Raw genomic sequence first — 19871 nt, forward strand, 5'->3', positions numbered from 1 at the left:
GAGCGAGGCATGTCACCCACCGTCCGGAAGGACGCGTACGGCACCACCCCCGACGGCCGGGCGGTGCACGCCTGGACCCTCGAGGCGCCCGGCGGCCTGCGGGCCACCGTCCTGACCCTGGGCGCCAGCCTGGCCGCCCTGACCGCCCCCGCCCCGCGCGCATCGCCGGGCCCGGTGGTGCTGGGCCTGCCCTCGCTGCGGGTCCGGGCCGGGGACCACCCGTACCTCGGCCCGGTCGTCGGACGGTACGCCAACCGCATCGCGCACGGCCGCTTCACCCTGGACGGCGTGCCGCACCGGGTGCCCGTCAACGACCGCGGGCACGCCCTGCACGGTGGCCCGGACGGCTTCCACCGCCGCGTCTGGCAGGCCGCCGCGACCGCCGACGGCACCGGGGTCGAGCTGCGGCTGCACAGCCCGCACGGCGACATGGGCTTCCCCGGCGCGCTCGACCTCAGCGCCACCTACAGCCTGGCCGGGCACGGCACGCTCGCCGTCGACTACCTGGCCGTCACCGACCGCCCCACGGTGGTCAACCCGACCAACCACGCCTACTTCAACCTGGCCGGGCACGGCACCGTCCACGACCACGTGCTGGAGCTGTCCGCCGACCACTACCTGCCGGTCACCGCCGAAGGCATCCCGTACGGGCCCGCCGAACCGGTGGCCGGCACACCGTTCGACTTCGGGCGGCCCACCCGGGTGGGCGACCGGCTCTCCGCCGCCCACCCACAGGTGAGTGCCGTCGGCGGCCTCGACCACTGCTGGCTGCTGCGCCCCGCCGAGCCGGGGGAGCTGCGGCACGCGGCCACCCTCGCCGAGCCGTCCGCAGGCCGCCGGATGGAGGTCTGGACGACCGAGCCCGGCGTGCAGGTGTACACCGGCAACAACCTCGACGGCACCGTGCCCGGAGCCGACGGCCGGCCGCTGCCGCAGCACGCCGGCATCTGCCTGGAGACCCAGCACCTGCCCGACTCGCCGAACCGCCCGGAGTACCCCAGCACCGTGCTCCGACCCGGCGAGGTCTTCCGCAGTCGCACCGAGTTCCGTTTCGTACAAGGCAATTGACGAAACGTCAGTTTCTGCAGGAGGTCTGGACAACAGTCTGACGGCATGCTGTCATTCCGCTTGGCGCAGCTATTTCCAACGTTGCAATCCGGAGCCGGCCGTACCGCCCCACCGGTGAGAACCCTCGGACGCCCAGACCAGACCAGCCCAGCACCGCACCGCACGAGCACGGACCAGCCCAGCACCGCCGACCGCCGCCGTCACGGCGCCACCCCCGCCGGAGTGCCCATGCCGTCCCTGTCCCGCCGCAGCCTGCTGACCGCCGTCGGAGCGTCCGCCGGCGCCCACGCTCTCGGGTTCACCGTTGTACCCGCCGCAGCAGCAGCCGGCCTGCCGCCCGCCCCCGGCGGCCTCCACCACCCCAACGCCGCCCCGCTGCACCCCACCGCCCTGCTGCGGCTGCCGCCCGGTGCGATCCGCCCCGCGGGCTGGCTCGCCGGCCAGCTCTCCCTCCAACTCGCGGGCCTCTGCGGCCGGTTCGCAGAGACCTCGCACTTCCTCGACCTCGCCACCACCGGCTGGGCGCACCCCGAGCGCGGCGGCTGGGAGGAGGTCCCGTACTGGCTGCGCGGCTACGTCGACCTCGCGATCACCACCCGCGACGCCGGCGCGCTCGCCACCGCCCGCCGCTGGATCGACGCGATCCTCGCCACCGCGCAGCCGGACGGCTTCTTCGGCCCCGCCGCGCTGCGCACTTCGCTCGGCGGCGGCCCCGACTTCTGGCCCCACCTCCCGCTGCTGCAGGCCCTGCGCTCCTGGCAGGAGTACTCCGGCGACAGCCGGATCGTTCCCTTCCTCACCGCCTTCCTGCGGTTCATGAACGCCCAGGGCCCGGGCGCCTTCAACCAGAGCTGGGTGTCCGTCCGCTGGGGCGACGGCCTGGACACCGTGGTGTGGCTCTACAACCGCACCCGGGACGCCTTCCTGCTCGACCTGCTGGACCGCATCCACCGCAACGGCGCCGACTGGACGAACACCGTGCCCAGTTGGCACAACGTCAACATCGCGCAGGGCTTCCGCGAGCCCGCCCAGTACGCCCAGCGCTCCGGCCTCGCCGCCGACACCGCGGCCGCCTACCGCACCTACGACACGGTGATGGGCCGCTACGGCCAGTTCCCCGGCGGCGGATTCGCCGGCGACGAGAACGCCCGCCCCGGCTTCGGCGATCCCCGGCAGGGCTTCGAGACCTGCGGCGTCGTCGAGTTCATGGCCAGCCACGAACTGCTCACCCGGCTCACCGGCGACCCGGTCTGGGCCGACCGCTGCGAGGAGCTCGCCTTCAACTCCCTGCCGCCCTCCCTCGATCCGCAGGGCAGGGCCGTGCACTACATCACCAGCGCCAACAGCACCGACCTGGACGACCGGCCCAAGACCCAGGGCCAGTTCCAGAACGGCTTCGCCATGCAGTCCTACATGGCCGGCGTCGACCAGTACCGCTGCTGCCCGCACAACTACGGCATGGGCTGGCCCTGGTTCACCCAGGAGTTGTGGCTCGGCACCCCCGACGGCGGCCTCGCCGCGGCCATGTACGCCCCGTGCACGGTAGCCGCCGCGGTCGGCGACGGCAGCACCACCGTCACCGTCCGCGAGGACACCGAGTACCCCTTCGGCGACACCGTCACCCTCACCGTCACCGCCCCGCGGCCGGTCGCCTTCCCGCTGGTGCTGCGCATCCCCGGCTGGTGCCCCGACCCGCAACTCGCCGTCAACGGACAGGCCGTGAGCGCCCCTGCGGGCCCCGCCTTCACCACCCTCCGGCGCACCTGGAACAGCGGCGACCGGATCACCCTGCGCCTGCCCCAGCGGATCACCGTGCGCACCTGGGCGGCCAACCACCGCTCCGTCTCGGTCGACCGCGGCCCGCTGAGCTACGCCCTGCAGATCGGCGAGAACTGGGTCCGTACCGGCGGCAGCGACACCTTCCCGCAGTACGACGTGCACGCCACCACCCCCTGGAACTACGGCCTCGCCCTCGATCCGGCCGCCCCCGCCGCGGCCCTCGCCTTCACCACCCGCGGCGGCGCGCTGTCCGCAAACCCCTTCACCCAGGCGGACAATCCGCACCGGATCACCGCCCCCGCCCGCAGGATCGCCGAGTGGCAGGCCGACTCCCAGCAGGTCGTGACCCCGCTGCAGGACAGCCCGGCCCGCAGCGCCGCATCCGTGGAGACGGTCACCCTGATCCCGATGGCCGCCGCCCGGCTGCGGATCTCCGCCTTCCCGACCGCGGCCCCGGACGGCGTGCCGTGGGCGGCCCCCGGTGCCGCCTTCCGCATCCGCAACCGCCGCTCCGGCAAGGTGCTCGCGGTGGACGGCATGTCGACCGCCGACAGTGCCCGGGTGGTGCAGTTCGCCGACAACGGCACGGCCGACCACCTGTGGCAGCCGGTCGACAACGGCGACGGCTGGTACCGCATCCGCAACGTGCATTCGGGCAAGGTGCTGGGCGTCGACCTGATGTCGACCGCGGACGGCGCCCGGGTGGTGCAGTACGCGGACAACGGCACGGCCGACCACCTGTGGCAGCCGGTCGACAACGGCGACGGCTGGTACCGCATCCGCAACCGGCACGCCGGCAAGGTGCTTGCCGTGGACGGCATGTCGACCGCCGACAGCGCCCAGGTGGTGCAGTTCGCCGACAGCGGGACGGACGACCACCTCTGGCTGTTCCACCCGGACGGGCAGCTGCGGATCGAGAACCTCAACTCCGGCAAGGTGCTGGGTGTGGACCGGATGTCCACGGCGGACAGCGCCCAGGTCGTGCAGTTCGCCGACAACGGCACCGAGGACCACCTGTGGACCTTCCTCGCGGACGCCGACGGCTGGTACCGCATCCGCAACGTGCACTCGGGCAAGGTGCTGGGCGTCGACCTGATGTCGACCGCGGACGGCGCCCGGGTGGTGCAGTTCGCCGACAACGGCACCGACGACCACCGGTGGCGCCTCGTGCACGACGGCGCCGGCCGGTTCCGCATCCGCAACGCCCGCTCCGGCAAGGTGCTGGGCGTCGACCTGATGTCCACCGCGGACAGCGCCCCGGTGGTGCAGTTCGCCGACAACGGCACGGCCGACCACCTGTGGCGGCTGCGCTGACGCACCCTCCGCCCCACCCCCACCCGTACCGGAGGAGATCCCGCATGTCCGCACCACCGCGTGCCCTGCACCGGCTCACCACTCTGCTCACCGTGCTCGCCCTGGCGGTCGCCGGCCTGCTCGCCGCCGGCGTCCCGGAGGCGAGGGCCGCCGCATGGACGCCCAAGTCCCCGCCGATGACCACCCCGTGGACGTCCCAGGTGTCCGTGGACCGTCCGCTGCCGGAGTACCCGCGCCCGCAGCTGACCCGCCCCGACTGGGCCAACCTCAACGGCATCTGGGACTTCGCGGTGACCGCCGCCACCGCGGGCCGGCCCGCGGTGTTCGGCGAGCAGATCCGGGTGCCGTTCGCCGCGGAGTCCGCCCTCTCCGGCATCCAGCGCCGGATCACCCAGAACGACCGGCTCTGGTACAAGCGCACCTTCACCGTGCCGGCCGACTGGAACGGCCGCCGGGTGAAGCTCAACTTCGGCGCCTCCGACTGGCAGACCACCGTCTGGGTCAACGGGAGCCAGGTCGGCGCGGTGCACAGCGGCGGCTACGACGCCTTCTCCTACGACATCACCCCGTACCTGGGCGGCGGCACCAACGAGATCGTGGTCTCGGTCTGGGACCCGAGCCAGACCGGCGGCGGCGCGGTCGGCAAGCAGCGCAACACCAACGGCGTGCTCCCGCACTCCGGCGGCGGCATCTTCTACACCGCCGCGTCCGGCATCTGGCAGACCGTCTGGCTGGAGCCGGTCGCCACCGCCAACATCACCCGGCTCGACCTGGTGCCCAGCCTCGCCGACAACACCCTGCGGGTGACCGTGCTCGGCGAGAACGCCGGCGGCCACAGCGCCCGGATCACCGTCTCCACCGGCGGCACCACCGTGGCCACCGTCACCGGCCCGGTCGGCAGCACCTTCTCCGTCGCCGTGCCCGACCCGCACCTGTGGACGCCGGAGGACCCGTTCCTCTACGACGTCCGCGCCGACCTCGTCTCCGGCTCGGCCACCGCCGACTCCGTGGGCAGCTACACCGGCATGCGGTCGATCGCCGTCGCCACCGTCAACGGCGTCAAGCGGCCCGTGCTGAACGGCCGGTTCGTCTTCCAGACCGGCACCCTCGACCAGGGCTACTGGCCGGACGGCATCTACACCGCGCCCACCGACGAGGCGCTCCGCTTCGACCTGCAGAAGCACAAGGACCTGGGCTTCAACATGGTCCGCAAGCACATCAAGGTCGAGCCGCAGCGCTGGTTCTACTGGGCCGACCGGCTCGGCCTGCTGGTCTGGCAGGACATGCCCGCGATGGACACCCGCACCCCGGACGCCGCCGCCCGCACCCAGTGGGAGGCCGAGTACCACCGGATCATCGACCAGCACCGCAGCTCGCCCGCACTGGTCCTCTGGGTCGACGAGAACGAGGGCTGGGGCCAGTACGACCAGGCCCGGATCGCCAACGACGTGAAGGCGTACGACCCGTCCCGGCTGGTCGACAACATGAGCGGCGTCAACTGCTGCGGCTCGGTCGACGGCGGCAACGGCGACGTGGTCGACAACCACGTCTACGTCGGCCCCGGCGCCACCCAGCCCTCCGCCACCCGTGCCGCCGTCCTCGGCGAGTACGGCGGCCTCGGCCGGCGCGTCGCCGGTCACGAGTGGTTCCCCGGCGGCGGGTTCAGCTACGAGGACCAGCCGAGCACCGCGGCGCTGAACGACCGCTTCACCGGCCTGCTCGACTCGATCCGGCTCAACCAGATGCCGGCCGGGCTCTCCGCCTCGGTCTACACCGAGATCACCGACGTGGAGAACGAGGCCAACGGCCTGCTCACCTACGACCGCCAGGTGGTCAAGGTCGACCAGAACCGCGTCCGCAGCGCCAACCTCGCACTGATCGACGCCTCCCGCACCACCCCGGGCAACCCGGTGCTGCAGACCGGCGCCTACAAGTCGCTGCGGGTCACCACCGCCTGCTGCACCACCCGCTACCTGCGGCACTACGACGGCCTCGCCAACACCGACGTGGTCGACGCGGGCAGCAGCGCCCTGCTGAAGGCCGACGCCACCTGGAAGATCGTGCCGGGCCTGGCCGACGGCAGTTGCTACTCCTTCGAGTCCCGCAACTACCCGGGGGAGTACCTGCGGCACCGCGACAGCCGCGTCTACCGGGAGGCCGGCAGCGGCGCGCTCTACCAGGCCGACGCCACCTTCTGCGCCCGGCCCGGCACCGGCGGCGTCCGCTTCACCGCCTACAACTACCCGGACCGCTACCTGCGCCACATCGAGTCGCAGGTGTGGATCGCCACCTACGGCGGCCCCAACGCCTGGGACGGCAACACCCCCGGCTTCGTCGCCGACACCACCTGGTCGGTCGACGGCCCCTGGGCACCGTGACCCGGAGCGCCGGCCGGCGGGGGAGCACCCCGCCGGCCGGCGCCGCGGCACAGCAGGCGGTACGGGATCGGCCGCGTCCCGGCGGGCGCCGGTTGGGAAGACGATCGTCGGTCAGGAAGGACGCGCCGCGCCCCTGGACGGCCGACCGGCCGACCCCGCGCCCCCATGCTGACGCAACTACTTATCTCTTGCAAGTCATATGCAATAGTGGCACCCGTCCGGAGTCGATCCCCCTTGTGGACACCCGACGCCCGCGCCCACCGCGTCAAGAACGCGCCAGGATATCCCGGCCGAACCCGACGAACCGGGCGTTCCGCCCCGGCCGGGACTTACGCTCGGAGGCGGCGAACGGGCGTCCGAAAGCAGTCGGGCGCAGCGGAACGAGAATGGTGCACATGGCGCGCGGCAAGCTGCGGATCTACCTCGGGGCGGCCCCCGGGGTGGGCAAGACCTACGCCATGCTCGGCGAGGCCCACCGCAGGGCCGCCCGCGGCACCGACGTGGTGATCGCCCTCGTCGAGGACCACGGCCGCGCCCGCACCGCCGAACTGCTCGACGGCCTGGAGGCCGTCCCCCGCCGGGAGGCCGGGTACCGCGGCGCCCGGTTCACCGAGATGGACCTCGACGCCGTCCTCGCCCGCCGCCCCGAGGTCGCCCTGGTCGACGAACTCGCCCACACCAACGTCCCCGGCAGCCGCCACGCCAAGCGCTGGGAGGACGTCGAGGTGCTGCTCGCCGCCGGCATCGACGTCGTCTCCACCGTCAACATCCAGCACCTGGAGTCGCTCGGCGACGTCGTCGAGGGCATCACCGGCGTCCGGCAGCGCGAGACCGTCCCCGACGAGGTCGTCCGCCGCGCCGACCAGATCGAACTCGTCGACATGTCCCCGCAGGCGCTGCGCCGCCGCCTCGCGCACGGCAACGTCTACCCGCCCGACCGGGTCGACGCCGCCCTCTCCCACTACTTCCGGCCCGGCAACCTCACCGCGCTCCGGGAACTCGCCCTGCTCTGGACGGCCGACCGGGTCGACGAGTACCTCCAGCGCTACCGCACCGAGCAGGGCATCGCCGCCACCTGGCCGGCCCGCGAACGTATCGTCGTCGGCCTCACCGGCGGCCCCGAGGGCGGCACCCTGATCCGCCGCGCCGCCCGGATCGCCGCCCGCGGCTCCGGCAGCGAACTCCTCGCCGTCCACATCGTCCGCCCCGACGGCCCGCCCGGCGCCCCGCCCGGCGAACTCGCCGCCCAGCGCCGCCTGGTCGAGGAGCTCGGCGGCACCTACCACGCCGTCCTCGCCGAGGACGTCCCCGCCGGACTGCTCGACTTCGCCCGCGGCGTCAACGCCACCCAGATCGTCGTCGGCACCAGCCGCCGCCCGGCCTGGCGCTCACTGCTCGCCCCCGGCGTCGGCGCCACCGTCATCCGCGAGTCCGGCGACGTCGACGTGCACGTGGTCACCCACGAGCACGCCGCCCGCGGCCGCCCCGGCCTGCCCGGCCGACTGCCCGTCAAGCTCGGCCGGCTGCGCACCGCCGCCGGCTGGCTGCTCGGCTGCCTCGGCCCGGTGCTGCTCACCCTCCTGCTGCTCGCCCTCGGCCCCGGCGCCGGCCTGCCCACCGCGGTGCTGCTCTTCCTCACCCTGACCGTCGGCGCCGCCCTGGCCGGCGGGGTCTTCCCGGCGATCGCCTCCGCGCTGGTCGGCTCCCTGCTGCTCAACTACTACTTCGCCCCGCCCACCCACACCTTCACCATCACCGACCGGGCCAACATCCTCGCCCTCGGCGTCTTCGTCGGCGTCGGCATCGCGGTCGCCTCCGTCGTCGACCTGGCCGCCCGCCGCTCCCAGCAGGCCGCCCGCAGCCGGGCCGAGGCCGAGACGCTGGCCTTCCTCGCGGGCAGTGCGCTGCGCGGCGACGACGGCCCCGACGAACTGCTCGAGCGGGTCCGGGAGACCTTCCAGATGGAGTCGGTGGCCCTGCTGGAACGCGCCGGCGACCACGGCCCCTGGCAGACCAGGGCCGCGGTCGGCCACCGGCCCGCCGGGCGCCCGGAGGACGCCGCCGTCGACGTCCCGGTCGGCGACCGGCTCGCCCTGGTGCTCACCGGCCGGGTGCTGCCCGCCGAGGACCGCCGGGTGCTCGGCGCGTTCGCCGCCCAGGCCGTCGCCGTCCTGGAACGCCAGCGGCTCGCGAAGGAGGCCGCCGAGGCCCGCCGGCTCGCCGACTCCAACCGCATCCGCACCGCCCTGCTCGCCGCCGTCTCGCACGACCTGCGCACCCCGCTCGCCGGCATCAAGGCCGCCGTCACCTCGCTGCGCTCCGAGGACGTCGCCTGGAGCCCGGAGGACGAGGCGGAGCTGCTCGCGGGCATCGAGGAGGGCGCCGACCGCCTCAACCTGCTGATCAACAACCTGCTCGACATGAGCCGGCTGCAGACCGGCAGCGTCACCCCGCTGCAGCGCGACGTCGACCTGGACGAGGTCGTCCCGCTCGCCCTCGCCGGGGTGCCCGCCGAGGCCGTGCGCCTGGACGTCCCGGAGGACCTGCCGCTGGTGCGGGCCGACTCCGGCCTGCTGGAGCGGGTCGTCGCCAACCTGGTGGAGAACGCCGTCAAGTACAGCCCGCCCGGCGTCCCGGTCGCCGTCCGCGCCGACGTGCTGCGGCTCGCCGGCGGCGACCGGATCGAACTGCGGGTGGTCGACCGCGGCCCCGGCGTCCCCGAGGAGGCCCGGGAACGGATCTTCGCCCCGTTCCAGCGGCACGGCGACGCACCGCGCGGCAACGGCGTGGGCCTCGGCCTGGCCGTCGCCCGCGGCTTCGCCGAGGCGATGGACGGCCGGCTCACCGCCGAGGACACCCCCGGCGGCGGCCTGACCATGGTGGTCTCCCTCCCCGCAGCCGCCGTCCCCGGCCTGCCGAAGGCCCCGGCCCGTACGGCGACCGCCCCGTGACCACCCCCTCCCCGGCAACCGCAGAAAGGCGGCGCACATCCATGACCCGGGTCCTCGTGGTGGACGACGAACCCCAGCTCGTCCGCGCCCTGGTGATCAACCTCAAGGCACGGAAGTACGAGGTCGACGCCGCCCACGACGGCGCCGCCGCCCTCGCCGCGGCCGCCGCCAGGCCGCCGGACGTGGTCGTCCTCGACCTCGGCCTGCCCGACATGGACGGCACCGAGGTGATCCGCGGCCTGCGCGGCTGGACCCGCGTCCCGATCATCGTGCTCTCCGCCCGGCAGGCCTCCGACGAGAAGGTCGAGGCCCTCGACGCGGGCGCCGACGACTACGTCACCAAGCCCTTCGGCATGGACGAGTTCCTGGCCCGGCTGCGGGCCGCCGTCCGCCGCGCCGAACCGATACCGGCGGGCGGCACCGAGGCCGTGCTGACCGCCGGCTCCTTCACCGTCGACCTCGCCGCCAAGAAGGTGAACCGCGGTGGCGCCGACGTCCGCCTCACCCCGACCGAATGGCACCTGCTGGAGGTGCTCGTCCGCAACGCCGGCCGGCTGGTCGGCCAGAAGCAGCTGCTCCAGGAGGTGTGGGGGCCGGCCTACCGCACCGAGACCAACTACCTGCGGGTCTACATGGCGCAGCTGCGCCGCAAACTCGAGGACGACCCGTCCCGCCCCCGGCACTTCGTCACCGAGCCGGGCATGGGGTACCGCTTCGAGCCGTGACCTGCCTGCCCTGCCATGCCGTCCGGTCTGGTCAGGCCAGGGTGATCCGGATGCCGAGGGTGCCTCGCTCGCCGCGGCGGACGCGGCTGCCGAGCAGGGTGAGCACGCCGAGCAGGCCGTACTTCTGGCGCAGCAGGGTGCGGTAGGCGGCCGTCCTCTCCGGCCCGAGGATCTCGGCGGTGCCGGGGACCTGCTCGCCGGTCGGGTTGCCGCGGACGTCGCACGGGCCGACCAGCACGTCCGCACGGTTGCGGATGCGGCGGACCTTCCAGGAGTCGGAGACCGTCCAGATGCCGAGGGCGTCGCCGTCCCGCACCACCCACACCGGGGTCGGCACCGCCGTGCCGTCCTTCTTGTAGGTGGTGACCAGCAGGTAGCTCCCGGAGGCGAGGCGGACGAGGCGTTCGAGCTTGTCCTGCGGCATGGCGTTCATGCCGCGCAGTCTAGAGCCTGCGGCGGTTGCCGTGATCAAGCACCTACGGGGTGTCCTGCTCCGGTGCGGTGCCCGCGGCGGGCTCGGCGGCCGGCTCGTCGCGGCGCTGCGGCGGGACGTGGCCGAGGGCGGAGCGGGTCGCGCCGAAGCCGCTCTCGTGGTCCCACACGTGGGTGCAGCCCGGGCACTGCAGGTGCAGCAGGCTCCCCGTGTTGGAGATCAGGTAGCGCCAGTGCACGGAGCAGGAGCGGCGCTCCCCGCAGGGCACGCAGTCGCGGGCGTCGTCGCAGTTGGGGCAGGCGATCCACGCGCGGCGACCGATGTCGGCCTGCGGGTCAATGGGCAGCATCGGCCCGCTCCTCCATCGGCAGCACGCCCGCCGTGACGAGGTCGTCGTAGAGCCGCTGCTGCTCGGCGTCCAGACCGGAGTACAGCAGGGCGTACGCCTCGGCCTCGCGGCGCTCCTCCTCGGCGATGTCCCGGTTGGGCCCGAGCGAGGCGGCCGCCAGGGATCGCCGCCGGATCTCGTCGGCGGTGACATCGAAAACGAAGGACGCCACCCCGGCGGAAAGGTCGGCGTCATCGGTGCGGTGCAGGGACATGGCAGCAGAACTTAGGTAACCCTTTCTTCCCTGTCAAGATGCTGCGCACAACCCGTCCCACCTGCCGAGACGCAATGATCGCCGGACGATCCGCAGACGAATTGCCGCCCTGTCGGAGCGTTCACGGCGGTCCGTCAGAGGCCGTGGGGCCAACGCAGAATGAGGGCTTTTCAGTGCGGCAGGACTCGGACCGGGTTGAATCCGTCACCGGGTGTAGTCCCGCAGGTGTACGTCTGGCGGAGGAACGGGGGGTGGGTGGCTCCTCATGCGGGGGGACGGGGCGGGGGGAGTCGGCGGCATAGGGTTCTGGGCATGGGAGAGCTCGGGGAACTCGTCCGGCAGACCGCCGATCGGCTGGCGGAGGGACAGGTCGGGGTGGTGGTCGTCGGGATCGCGGACGGCGTGGTGGAGATCCGCGGCAGCGGGCGGGCCGGTGGGGCGGCCGGGGGCCGGCCCGGGGCGGACACGCTGTTCGAGATCGGGTCGGTGACCAAGGTGTTCACCTCGCTGGCGCTGGCGAGGGCCGCGGTCGACGGCAGGGTCGCGCTCGACGAACCGCTCGCCGACGTGCTGCCCGCGGGCAGCACCGTGCCCGGGCGCGGCGGCAGCCGGATCACCCTGCAGCACCTGGCCATGCACACCTCCGGCCTGCCGCGGCTGCCGAAGGGCATGGCACTGAAGGCACTGCTGCGCCCGCACGCCGTCGACCCGTACGCCCGCTGCACCGCCGGGACGCTGCTCGGCGGGCTGGCCCGTACGAAGCTCAAGTCCGAGCCGGGCCGCACCTTCCGGTACTCCAACCTGGGCGCCGGACTGCTCGGCCTCGCCCTCGCGCACCGGGCCGGCACCGACTACGAGCAACTGGTCCGGCAGGAGGTCTGTGCACCGCTGGGCCTCGCCGACACCGTGGTGACGGTGGACGCCGAGCGGGCCCGGCGCCTCGCCCAGGGCCACGACCCGCGCCGCCGGCCGGCCGCGCCGTGGAACCTCGCCGCGCTCGCCGGCGCCGGTGCGCTCCGCTCGACCGCGGCCGACATCGCCGCCTTCCTGCAGGCCCAGCTGGGTGCGGCACCGGACGGCACGGCCGAGGCGATCGCCCTCACCCGTCGGCCCGAGCACCGCACCAGCCCGTTCTCCTGGGTGCACCTGGGCTGGATGGCCCACCGGCTGCACCCGCGGCACGGCGGCCACCTCCAGGTCTGGCACAACGGCCGCACCGGCGGTTTCGCCTCCTTCGCCGGGTTCGACCCGGAGACCGGCGTCGCGGTCGGCGTCCTCGGCAACACCTCCCGGGACGTCGACCCGCCCGCCGCCGACCTGCTGCGCCGCCTGCAGTCCGGCCGGAAGCCGGGTCAGGGCGCGTAGGTGCCGGTCTTGACGGTGCTCCACTGGCCGCTGCGGACGGCGTAGACGGTGAGCTGCCGGTTGGTGGTGTCGCCGTACTCGTCGAAGGCGACCCGGCCGGTGACGCCGTCGAAGGCCACGTCCTCCATGGCGTCCGCGACCTTGGCGCGGGCGTCCGAGGGGAGCGTGCCGCCGTTGGCGGCGACCACGGCCTTGACCGCCTCGACGACGGCCCACGCCGCGTCGTAGCCGTAGCCGCCGAAGATCCCCGCGTCCTCGGCGTAGCCGGCCGCCTTGTAGTCGGCGAGGAACTTCTGCCCGCCGGAGAGTTCGCTCGCCAGCGCGCCGATGGAGGTGGCCAGGTCGCCCTCGGTGCTGCTGTTCGAGGTCGGGTACGAGGCGTCGAAGATGCCGTCGCCGCCCATCAGCGGCACGTTCGCACCGGCCTGCTTGAGTGCCTGGGAGAGCGGTGCCGCCTCCGGGTACTCGCCGCCGTAGTAGACCGCGTCGGCGCCGCTGCCCCGGACCTTCGCGGCGAGGGCGGCGAAGTCGTGCTCGCCCGGGTTGATGTGCTCCGCGCCGACGACGGTGCCGCCGATCCGGGTGAACTCGCTCCTGAAGCCCGCGGCCAGGCCCGCGCCGTACGTCTTCTGGTCGTCGATGACGAAGAGCTTGGACTTCTTCGCCTCCAGGTGGAGGTACCGGGCGGCGAACGGGCCCTGGATCGCGTCCGTCGTGGCGACACGGAAGTACGACGGGTAGGGGCGGGACTTGGTGCCCTTCGCCCAGTCGCTGCCCTGACTGAGCGCCGGGTTGGTGTTGGAGGGGGAGACGTCGACCAGCCGGGCCGTGGTGAGCTCGGGCAGCATGGCCTGGGCGACGCTGGAGTTGAGCGGCCCGACCACGCCGAGCACCTTGGTGTCCGCGACGAACCGGGAGGCGTTCTGCTGCCCGACCGCGGGCTGCGCCTGGTCGTCCACCGCCTGCAGCTCGAAGGTGATGCCGGGCACCGCCTGGGTCTGGTTGGCGGTCTTCACCGCCAGGTCGGCGGAGTTCTTGATGCCGAGTCCGAGCGAGGCGAGGTCGCCGGTGAGCGGTGCGTCCAGGCCGATCACCACGGTGGTGGTGGACGCCGAGTCGTTGCCGGCGGAGCCGCCGGTGCCACCGCCCTTGCCGGTGTCGCGGGTGAGGGTCCAGGTCAGGATGCCGCCCACGGCGAGGGTGGCCAGGGCCACCGCCAGGACGGTGGTCCGTCGCGCGGCGCCCTGCCGGGCGGGCGGGCGGCCGTCCGGAACGGCCGTCACATCCTCGTGCTGCCCGCCCCCGGCGGGCACCGGCGTGCCGCCGTCCGGCCCGGCCGCACCGCCCAACAGCACACCGCCCCACATCCGGTCGGTCGGCGGCAGGTCCGGCGGGGCCGGGACGGGGGCCGGGGGAGTGTCCGTGGGAAGGTCCGCCGGCTGCGGTACCCGGGCCTGCTCCGCAGGTGTCTGCGGCTGCGGCAGCTCGTACACCTCGGGGTCGGCCCCGGCGTCCAGGGCGGTCGGCGTCGGCACCGGCGGCACCGGTGAGGCGGGCGGCACCGGCGTGGGGGAGGGCGTGCCGGCCGGAACTCCCGGCGCGGGGTCGGCGTCGGCGTTCCGCAGCGCGGCGGCCAGCAGTGCCTCGGCCTGCTCGGCGGTGGCCCGTCGATCCGGGTCCTTGGTGAGCAGCGCCTCCAGGACGGGGGCGAGCGGGCCCGCCGCGGACGTCGGCCGGTGCGGCTGGGTGAAGATGGCGATGGCCAGGGCGTGCAGGCCCTCGGCCTCGAACGGCGGCCGGCCCTCGACGGCGTGGTAGAGCGTCGCACCGAGTGCCCAGAGGTCGTTGGCGGCGGTGGGCCGCTTGCCCTCGAGCTGCTCCGGCGACATGTACTGGGGCGTGCCGATGATCGTGCCGCTGTGGCTGAGCTTGGTGGTGGCGTCGGCGAGGTGGGCGATGCCGAAGTCGGTGATGACCACCCGGTCCTTCGTCAGCAGCACGTTGTCCGGCTTGATGTCGCGGTGGACGATCCCCGCCCGGTGCGCCTCGGACAGGGCGCCGAGCATCGTGATGCCGATCTCGGCGACCCGGCGGACCGGCAGCCGGCCCTGCTCACGGATCGCGGCGGCGAGCGACTGCCCGCGGACGAACTCCATGACGATCACCGGGGCGCCGTTGTGCTCCACCACGTCGTGGATGGTGATGATGCCGGGGTGGTTGAGGATGACCGCGGCCCGGGCCTCGCTGGTGAACCGCCTGAGCAGCATGCTGCGCTCGTTGTCCTCCAGCCCCGGCGGGAAGAGGATCTCCTTCACGGCGACCTCGCGGCCGAACAGGTGCTGGTCGGTGCCGCGCCAGACGCGGCCCATTCCGCCCTGCCCGATCCGCTCGACGAGCTGGTAGCGGCCGGCGACGGTCTCCGGATTGTCCTGGGTCACGCGCCATACTCTAGGGGGACCTGTGGCGGGCGCGGACAGGGTTTGCGCGGGCTGTGATCGACCTGCGCCCGAACGTACACGGACCGCCCTTACGCCCTGGTGAGAGGGCCGGAACGGGTCTGACGGCAGGTCATTCCGAGGTCCCGTCCACCGGGGCCTGAACGGCACGCCGGTCCCGGCCGTCGGCGTCCTGGCGGTCGGCGTCCGTGTGGTCGGTGGCGGCGTGGTCGGTGGCGGCGAGCAGGGCGTGCACGGCCGTTCCCATGGTGCGCCGGGCCGCCTCCTGGTCGAGGCCGCTGCTGCGCCAGTGGTGCCAGGCGCTCCAGGTGGTCACCGCGTCGAGGGCGTTGAGCAGGTCCGTCCGGTGCTGCTCGGGCAGGCGGTCGAGCTCGTCGGCGAAGATCTTGGCGAGCCGGACGCGGCCGAAGTCCAGCATCAGCCGGACGGCCTCCAGGACCCGGTCCGACGGGTTCTCCAGGCGCATGACGGCGAGCCTGGTCGGGGTGAGCCACTCCAGGATGCGGGCGCGCTGCTCGGTCAGGGCGGCCACCCGGGTCTCCCGCGGTCCCTCGGTGGGCAGCGGCCTGATCCGTGCGTACAGCTGGTCCATCCGCCGGCCGACCGCGATGTCCGTCAGTTCGGCCATGTCCGCGAAGTGATGGAACACCAGGCGCCGTGACACGCCGGCCCGTTCGGCCACGCGTTCGGCCGGGAAGTGGGTCTGGCCCTCGTCCAGCAGCGACAGCATGGCGTCGGCGATCTTCTCGCGGGTCTGGCGCCCCCGCTCGGTGCGGCCGTCCGCGGCCGGTGCGGCCTTCCGTGCGGGCGTGCCTGCGGCGGCGTCCGCCGGGGTGTCTGCGGGGGTGGGGTTCTGCGGCATGCCGGGGCCTCCTCCTGCCTCGTTGACATTATTGCACCGCCAGTGCAAACGTATTGATTGCACGGGGAGTGCAAAGAGTTTGGCGGGGGGTCGAGGCGCCCCGTCCCGTACGGAAGGCCGGTGCGCCGATGTTCGCCACCGTGGGGCGCTGGTGCGCCCGGAGACCGAAGCGGGTGGTGGCCGCGTGGCTGCTGCTCCTGGCCGCGGCCCTGCTCGCGGTCGCAGCCGCGGGCCGGGTCACCACCGACGCCGTGTCCATCCCGGGCAGCGACAGCCAGGCGGCCCGGGACGTCTCCGACGCGGCCTTCCCCGGGTCGGCCTCCGGCCGCCAGCCGCTCGTCCTGCACACCGCAGCGAGCGCGGCCCCGCTCACCGACCCGGCGACGGCCGACGCCGTACGCGCCGCCGCCCGCGCCATCGCCGGGGTCGACCACGTCGTGGCCGTCACCACCCCGTACGACGCGGCCGGCGCCGGGACGATCAGCGCCGACGGGCACACTGGCTGGCTCTCCGTCGAACTCGACGTCACCGGACGCGACATCACCCCGGAGATCACCCACCGGATCACCGGGGCCGCCGCACCCGCCACCGCGGCCGGCATCGAGGTCACCCCGGGCGGCCACCTCGCCGCCGCCGTGGACAAGGGCTCCACCGGGCACAGCGAGGCGATCGGCCTCGCCGCGGCCTTCGTCGTCCTCACCGTCGCCCTCGGCGGCCTGGTCGCCGCCGGGCTCCCGCTGGTGGCCGGCGGCCTCGGCCTCGGCATCGCGCTGTCGGCCATCGCCCTGGTCGGCCACCTCGTCGACATGCCCTCCTCCGGGGAGACCATCGCCGCGATGATCGGCCTCGGCGTCGGCATCGACTACACCCTCTTCGGCCTCACCCGCTTCCGCGAACTGCTCGCCGCCGGCACCGACCGCGTGGAGGCGGCCGTCCGCACCACCGCCGGCTCCGGCAAGGCCGTGGCCTTCGCGGGCAGCGCCGTCGTCGCCGCCCTCGCCGGACTCGCCCTCGGCGGGCTCCCGCTGCTGTACGCACTGGCGCTCGCCCCGGGCATCGCCGTCCTGGTCGCAGTCGCCGTCAACCTCACCCTGCTGCCGGCCGTGCTCGTGCTGCTCGCGCCCCGCCTGGCGCCGAAGCCCGCCCGTCGCAGCGGCGAGGCCGGGGCGGACGGCCCGCGCGGCTGGGGCCGGACCGCCGCCCGGGTGGCGGCCCGCCCCTGGCGCTTCCTGCTCGCCGCGACCGTCCTGACCGGCGCCCTCGCAGTGCCCGCCGCCCACCTGTCCTTCGGTCAGCTCGACGCCGGCTCCAACGCCTCGGGCACCGCGAGCCGCACCGCGTACGACCGGCTCGCCGACGCCTTCGGACCCGGCGTCAACGGCACCCTGCTGGTCACCGACACCCTCGCCGAGGCGGCGACCGGCCCCACCGACGAGCGCATCACCGCCGTCACCCGCGCCCTGCAGGCCGCCCCCGGCGTCGCCGCGGCGGGGCAGCCGCAGATCGGCGCCGACCGGCACACCGTCCGCTGGCAGGTCACCCCCGCCACCGCCCCGGCCGACCCGGCCACCGCCGACCTCGTCCACCGGCTGCGCGCCGAGACCCTGCCCGCCGTGGCGGGCGCCGGCCACACCGTCCACGTCGGCGGCACCCCGGCGGCCCAGGCCGACCTCAACGACCGGCTCTCCGGCCGGATGCCACTGGTCGTCGGCTTCGTCCTCGTCGTCGCCGGGCTGCTCCTGCTGCTCGCCTTCCGCGCACCGATCGTCGCGCTCAAGGCCGCCGTGATGAACCTGGTCTCCGTCGGCGCCGCGTACGGCTTGCTGACCGCGGTCTTCCAGGACGGCCACGGCGCCCGGCTGATCGGCCTCGAAGGACCGGTGCCGATCCCCGGCTACGTCCCGCTGCTGATGTTCGCCGTGCTGTTCGGCCTGTCCATGGACTACGAGGTGTTCCTGCTCAGCGCCGTCCGCTCCGCCCACCTCCGGCACGGCGACAACCGCCGCGCGGTCGTCGAGGGTCTCGGCGGCACCGGACGGATCATCACCTCGGCGGCCCTGATCATGGTCAGCGTCTTCCTCAGCTACCTGCTCTCCGACGACCCGGTGGTCAAGATGTTCGGCATCGGCCTGGCCACCGCGGTCGCCCTGGACGCCACCGTCGTACGGGGCATCCTGGTGCCGTCCACCATGGTCCTGCTCGGCCGCGGCAACTGGTGGCTCCCGCGGTGGCTGGACGCCCTGCTCCCGCACATCGACATCGAGGGCGACGAGCACGCCGACACCCACGCCCCGGACGAGCACGCCGACGACGGGAGCACCGACGACGGGAGCACCGGCGACGGGAGCACCGGCGACGGGAGCACCGGCGACGGGAGCACCGGCGACGAGGCCCGGGACACCGCCCTCCCGACCGCGGCAGGTGCCCAGTGAGGCCCGCGGCGGGCACCGCCCGCAGGCCGCGCCCGATCGCTCCCGTTGCCCGTGGCCGCACCCGCCGCCGGTGGGCGGCTGCGGCCCTGGCCGGTCTGGCCGCCGCGGCCCTCGGCGCCGACCGGGTGGCCGCCGGCGCTGCCGAGGACCGGCTGGCACACCGCCTCGCCGCACGGCAGCCTGCCGTCACCGGCACACCGCAGGTGACGCTCGGCGGGTTCCCGTTCCTGGTGGACGCGGCCCGCGGCAGCTTCCCCACCGTGCAGATCCGGGCGGACGCCGTCGCCGCCTCCGGGCTGCCGGTCGAAGCCGCCGTCGGCCTGCGGGACGTCACCGAGCGGTCCGGCCGCTACACGGCGGCGAAGGCGGACGCCCGTTTCACCGTCCCGCTCGACGCCCTGGCCTCCGCGGTCGGGCAGGACACCTCGGTGGCCGCGGACCACGGACGGCTCCGCCTCACCCGCACCGTCCTCGGCCTGCCGCTCGACGTCACCGCCGAAGTCCGGCTCGCCGACGGCACGGTGGGCATCCGCCCGGTGTCCGCGACCCTGGCCGGCCGCCCGCTCGACCCGGCCGACGGCCGGTTCGCCGCCGTCTTCCGGGACCGCGACCGGCCGCTGCCCGACCTGCCCGCCGGCCTCGCCGCGGACGCCGTCACCGTGGACGGCAACGGCCTGACCGTGCACGCCCGCGCCGGCCGCGTCACCCTCACCTGACGCAGCCACCCGCCGACGAAGTCGGGCACCCCGGGAGACACCCCCTCCCGGGGAACCGGCCCTCCCGGGGAACCGTGCCGGGGCGGCCGGGCGTCCCCGGTCGTACTGCTGTCGTTCGTCGTCGGAGGTTCCTCCTGATGTGGGTCGCCTGGTCCGTGCTGGGCCTGCTCTACGCCGCCGCACCCCTCTTCGCCTGGTGCCGCATCGCCCGCACCCGCCAGGCCGGCCCCGCAGTCGCCTTCGCCCTGCTGGCCGCCGCCGTTCTCCTGGTGGCGGCCCAGCACGGCCTGGTCGAGGTGCCGCGGCCCGACGCCCACTTCCTCTTCGCCCTCGCCGCCGCCGCCCTGATCGCCGTCGGCCTCGCCGTCGAACGCGCCCAGGAGGGCCCCGGTCCGGAGGAGTGGTCGCACCACCGCCGCGGCACCGCCGGCCTGCTGGCCGTCCAGGTGGTCCTCGCCCTCTCCGGCGGCCTGCTGTACGCCCTGGCGAACAGCGGCGCCTCCATGCCGCCGGCGAGCGCCCTCCCGCCGCTGCCGGACGGTCTCACCGTGATCTCGCAGGACGCGGGCTGCGGCTCCGGCAACTGCTTCCGCACCCAGGTGATCGGCAGTACGGCCGGCCTCTCCCAGGACGGGATCGTCCGCCGCCTGAACCTCCCGCACGAGACCTGCCGTGCCAACGGCTGGCTGTTCGACCGGCGCGACCGGTGCGTGGGCATGCAGGCGTCCGACGGCCGGATCGTCCGCTACGTCACCCTGAGCGATCTCGTCGGCTGACGAAACGCCCGTCT

Annotated in this window: 14 protein-coding genes; 9 read left to right on the forward strand and 5 right to left on the reverse strand. The window is 74.3% G+C overall.

Going from position 1 to position 19871, the window contains the following annotated elements; genetic code table 11:
- Positions 1-9 precede the first annotated feature (9 nt).
- The 5 genes from ACQ614_RS36150 to ACQ614_RS36170 all read left to right on the forward strand — a co-directional run bounded on the left by ACQ614_RS36150 (position 10) and on the right by ACQ614_RS36170 (position 10215).
- A complete protein-coding gene (locus ACQ614_RS36150) occupies positions 10-1068 on the forward strand; it encodes an aldose epimerase family protein (protein WP_431683351.1) in 1059 nt (352 codons plus the stop codon).
- A 228-nt stretch (positions 1069-1296) separates the two neighbouring features.
- A complete protein-coding gene (locus ACQ614_RS36155; protein WP_431683352.1) occupies positions 1297-4161 on the forward strand; it encodes an RICIN domain-containing protein in 2865 nt (954 codons plus the stop codon).
- Positions 4162-4205: 44 nt separating this feature from the next.
- Positions 4206-6539: an AbfB domain-containing protein gene (locus tag ACQ614_RS36160; RefSeq protein ID WP_431683353.1), complete on the forward strand. Its 2334-nt coding sequence runs from the start codon at positions 4206-4208 to the stop codon at positions 6537-6539.
- A 395-nt stretch (positions 6540-6934) separates the two neighbouring features.
- The gene (locus ACQ614_RS36165; protein WP_431683354.1) at positions 6935-9490 is read left to right on the forward strand and encodes an ATP-binding protein; all 2556 of its coding nucleotides are present in this window, start codon (positions 6935-6937) and stop codon (positions 9488-9490) included.
- Between the two features lie 41 nt (positions 9491-9531).
- Positions 9532-10215 (forward strand): response regulator, encoded by a 684-nt coding sequence (locus tag ACQ614_RS36170; protein WP_431683355.1) that lies wholly within the window; start codon positions 9532-9534, stop codon positions 10213-10215.
- 31 nt (positions 10216-10246) lie between these two features.
- Here the strand turns inward: ACQ614_RS36170 and ACQ614_RS36175 are convergent, their stop codons facing one another.
- The 3 genes from ACQ614_RS36175 to ACQ614_RS36185 are packed head-to-tail and all read right to left on the reverse strand — an operon-like array spanning position 10247 to position 11250.
- A complete protein-coding gene (locus tag ACQ614_RS36175; protein WP_431683356.1) occupies positions 10247-10648 on the reverse strand; it encodes a PPOX class F420-dependent oxidoreductase in 402 nt (133 codons plus the stop codon).
- Between the two features lie 43 nt (positions 10649-10691).
- Positions 10692-10997, reverse strand: a complete 306-nt coding sequence (locus tag ACQ614_RS36180; protein ID WP_363487804.1) for a hypothetical protein — start codon at positions 10995-10997, stop codon at positions 10692-10694.
- Positions 10984-11250 (reverse strand): DUF6400 family protein, encoded by a 267-nt coding sequence (locus ACQ614_RS36185; RefSeq protein ID WP_363487802.1) that lies wholly within the window; start codon positions 11248-11250, stop codon positions 10984-10986. The genes ACQ614_RS36180 and ACQ614_RS36185 overlap by 14 nt, the downstream gene beginning before the upstream one ends.
- 312 nt (positions 11251-11562) lie before the next feature.
- Here ACQ614_RS36185 and ACQ614_RS36190 point away from each other — a divergent pair, with 312 nt between their 5' ends.
- Complete coding sequence (locus tag ACQ614_RS36190; RefSeq protein WP_431683357.1) at positions 11563-12615, forward strand: serine hydrolase domain-containing protein; 1053 nt, start codon at positions 11563-11565, stop codon at positions 12613-12615.
- Here ACQ614_RS36190 and ACQ614_RS36195 read toward each other — a convergent pair.
- Complete coding sequence (locus ACQ614_RS36195; protein WP_431683358.1) at positions 12603-15053, reverse strand: bifunctional serine/threonine-protein kinase/ABC transporter substrate-binding protein; 2451 nt, start codon at positions 15051-15053, stop codon at positions 12603-12605. The two genes, ACQ614_RS36190 and ACQ614_RS36195, sit on opposite strands and share 13 nt — an antisense overlap.
- A 130-nt stretch (positions 15054-15183) precedes the next feature.
- Positions 15184-15933: a TetR/AcrR family transcriptional regulator gene (locus ACQ614_RS36200; protein ID WP_431683359.1), complete on the reverse strand. Its 750-nt coding sequence runs from the start codon at positions 15931-15933 to the stop codon at positions 15184-15186.
- A 128-nt stretch (positions 15934-16061) separates the two neighbouring features.
- Here ACQ614_RS36200 and ACQ614_RS36205 point away from each other — a divergent pair, with 128 nt between their 5' ends.
- The 3 genes from ACQ614_RS36205 to ACQ614_RS36215 all read left to right on the forward strand — a co-directional run bounded on the left by ACQ614_RS36205 (position 16062) and on the right by ACQ614_RS36215 (position 19857).
- Positions 16062-18365, forward strand: a complete 2304-nt coding sequence (locus ACQ614_RS36205; protein WP_431683360.1) for an MMPL family transporter — start codon at positions 16062-16064, stop codon at positions 18363-18365.
- Positions 18362-19081, forward strand: a complete 720-nt coding sequence (locus ACQ614_RS36210; RefSeq protein ID WP_431683361.1) for an LmeA family phospholipid-binding protein — start codon at positions 18362-18364, stop codon at positions 19079-19081. Before ACQ614_RS36205 ends, ACQ614_RS36210 begins: the two co-directional genes overlap by 4 nt.
- Positions 19082-19218: 137 nt before the next feature.
- Positions 19219-19857: an MFS transporter gene (locus tag ACQ614_RS36215; RefSeq protein ID WP_431683362.1), complete on the forward strand. Its 639-nt coding sequence runs from the start codon at positions 19219-19221 to the stop codon at positions 19855-19857.
- Positions 19858-19871 lie beyond the last annotated feature (14 nt).

The organism is Kitasatospora dryopteridis (genome assembly GCF_050749075.1).
Lineage (GTDB): Bacteria > Actinomycetota > Actinomycetes > Streptomycetales > Streptomycetaceae > Kitasatospora.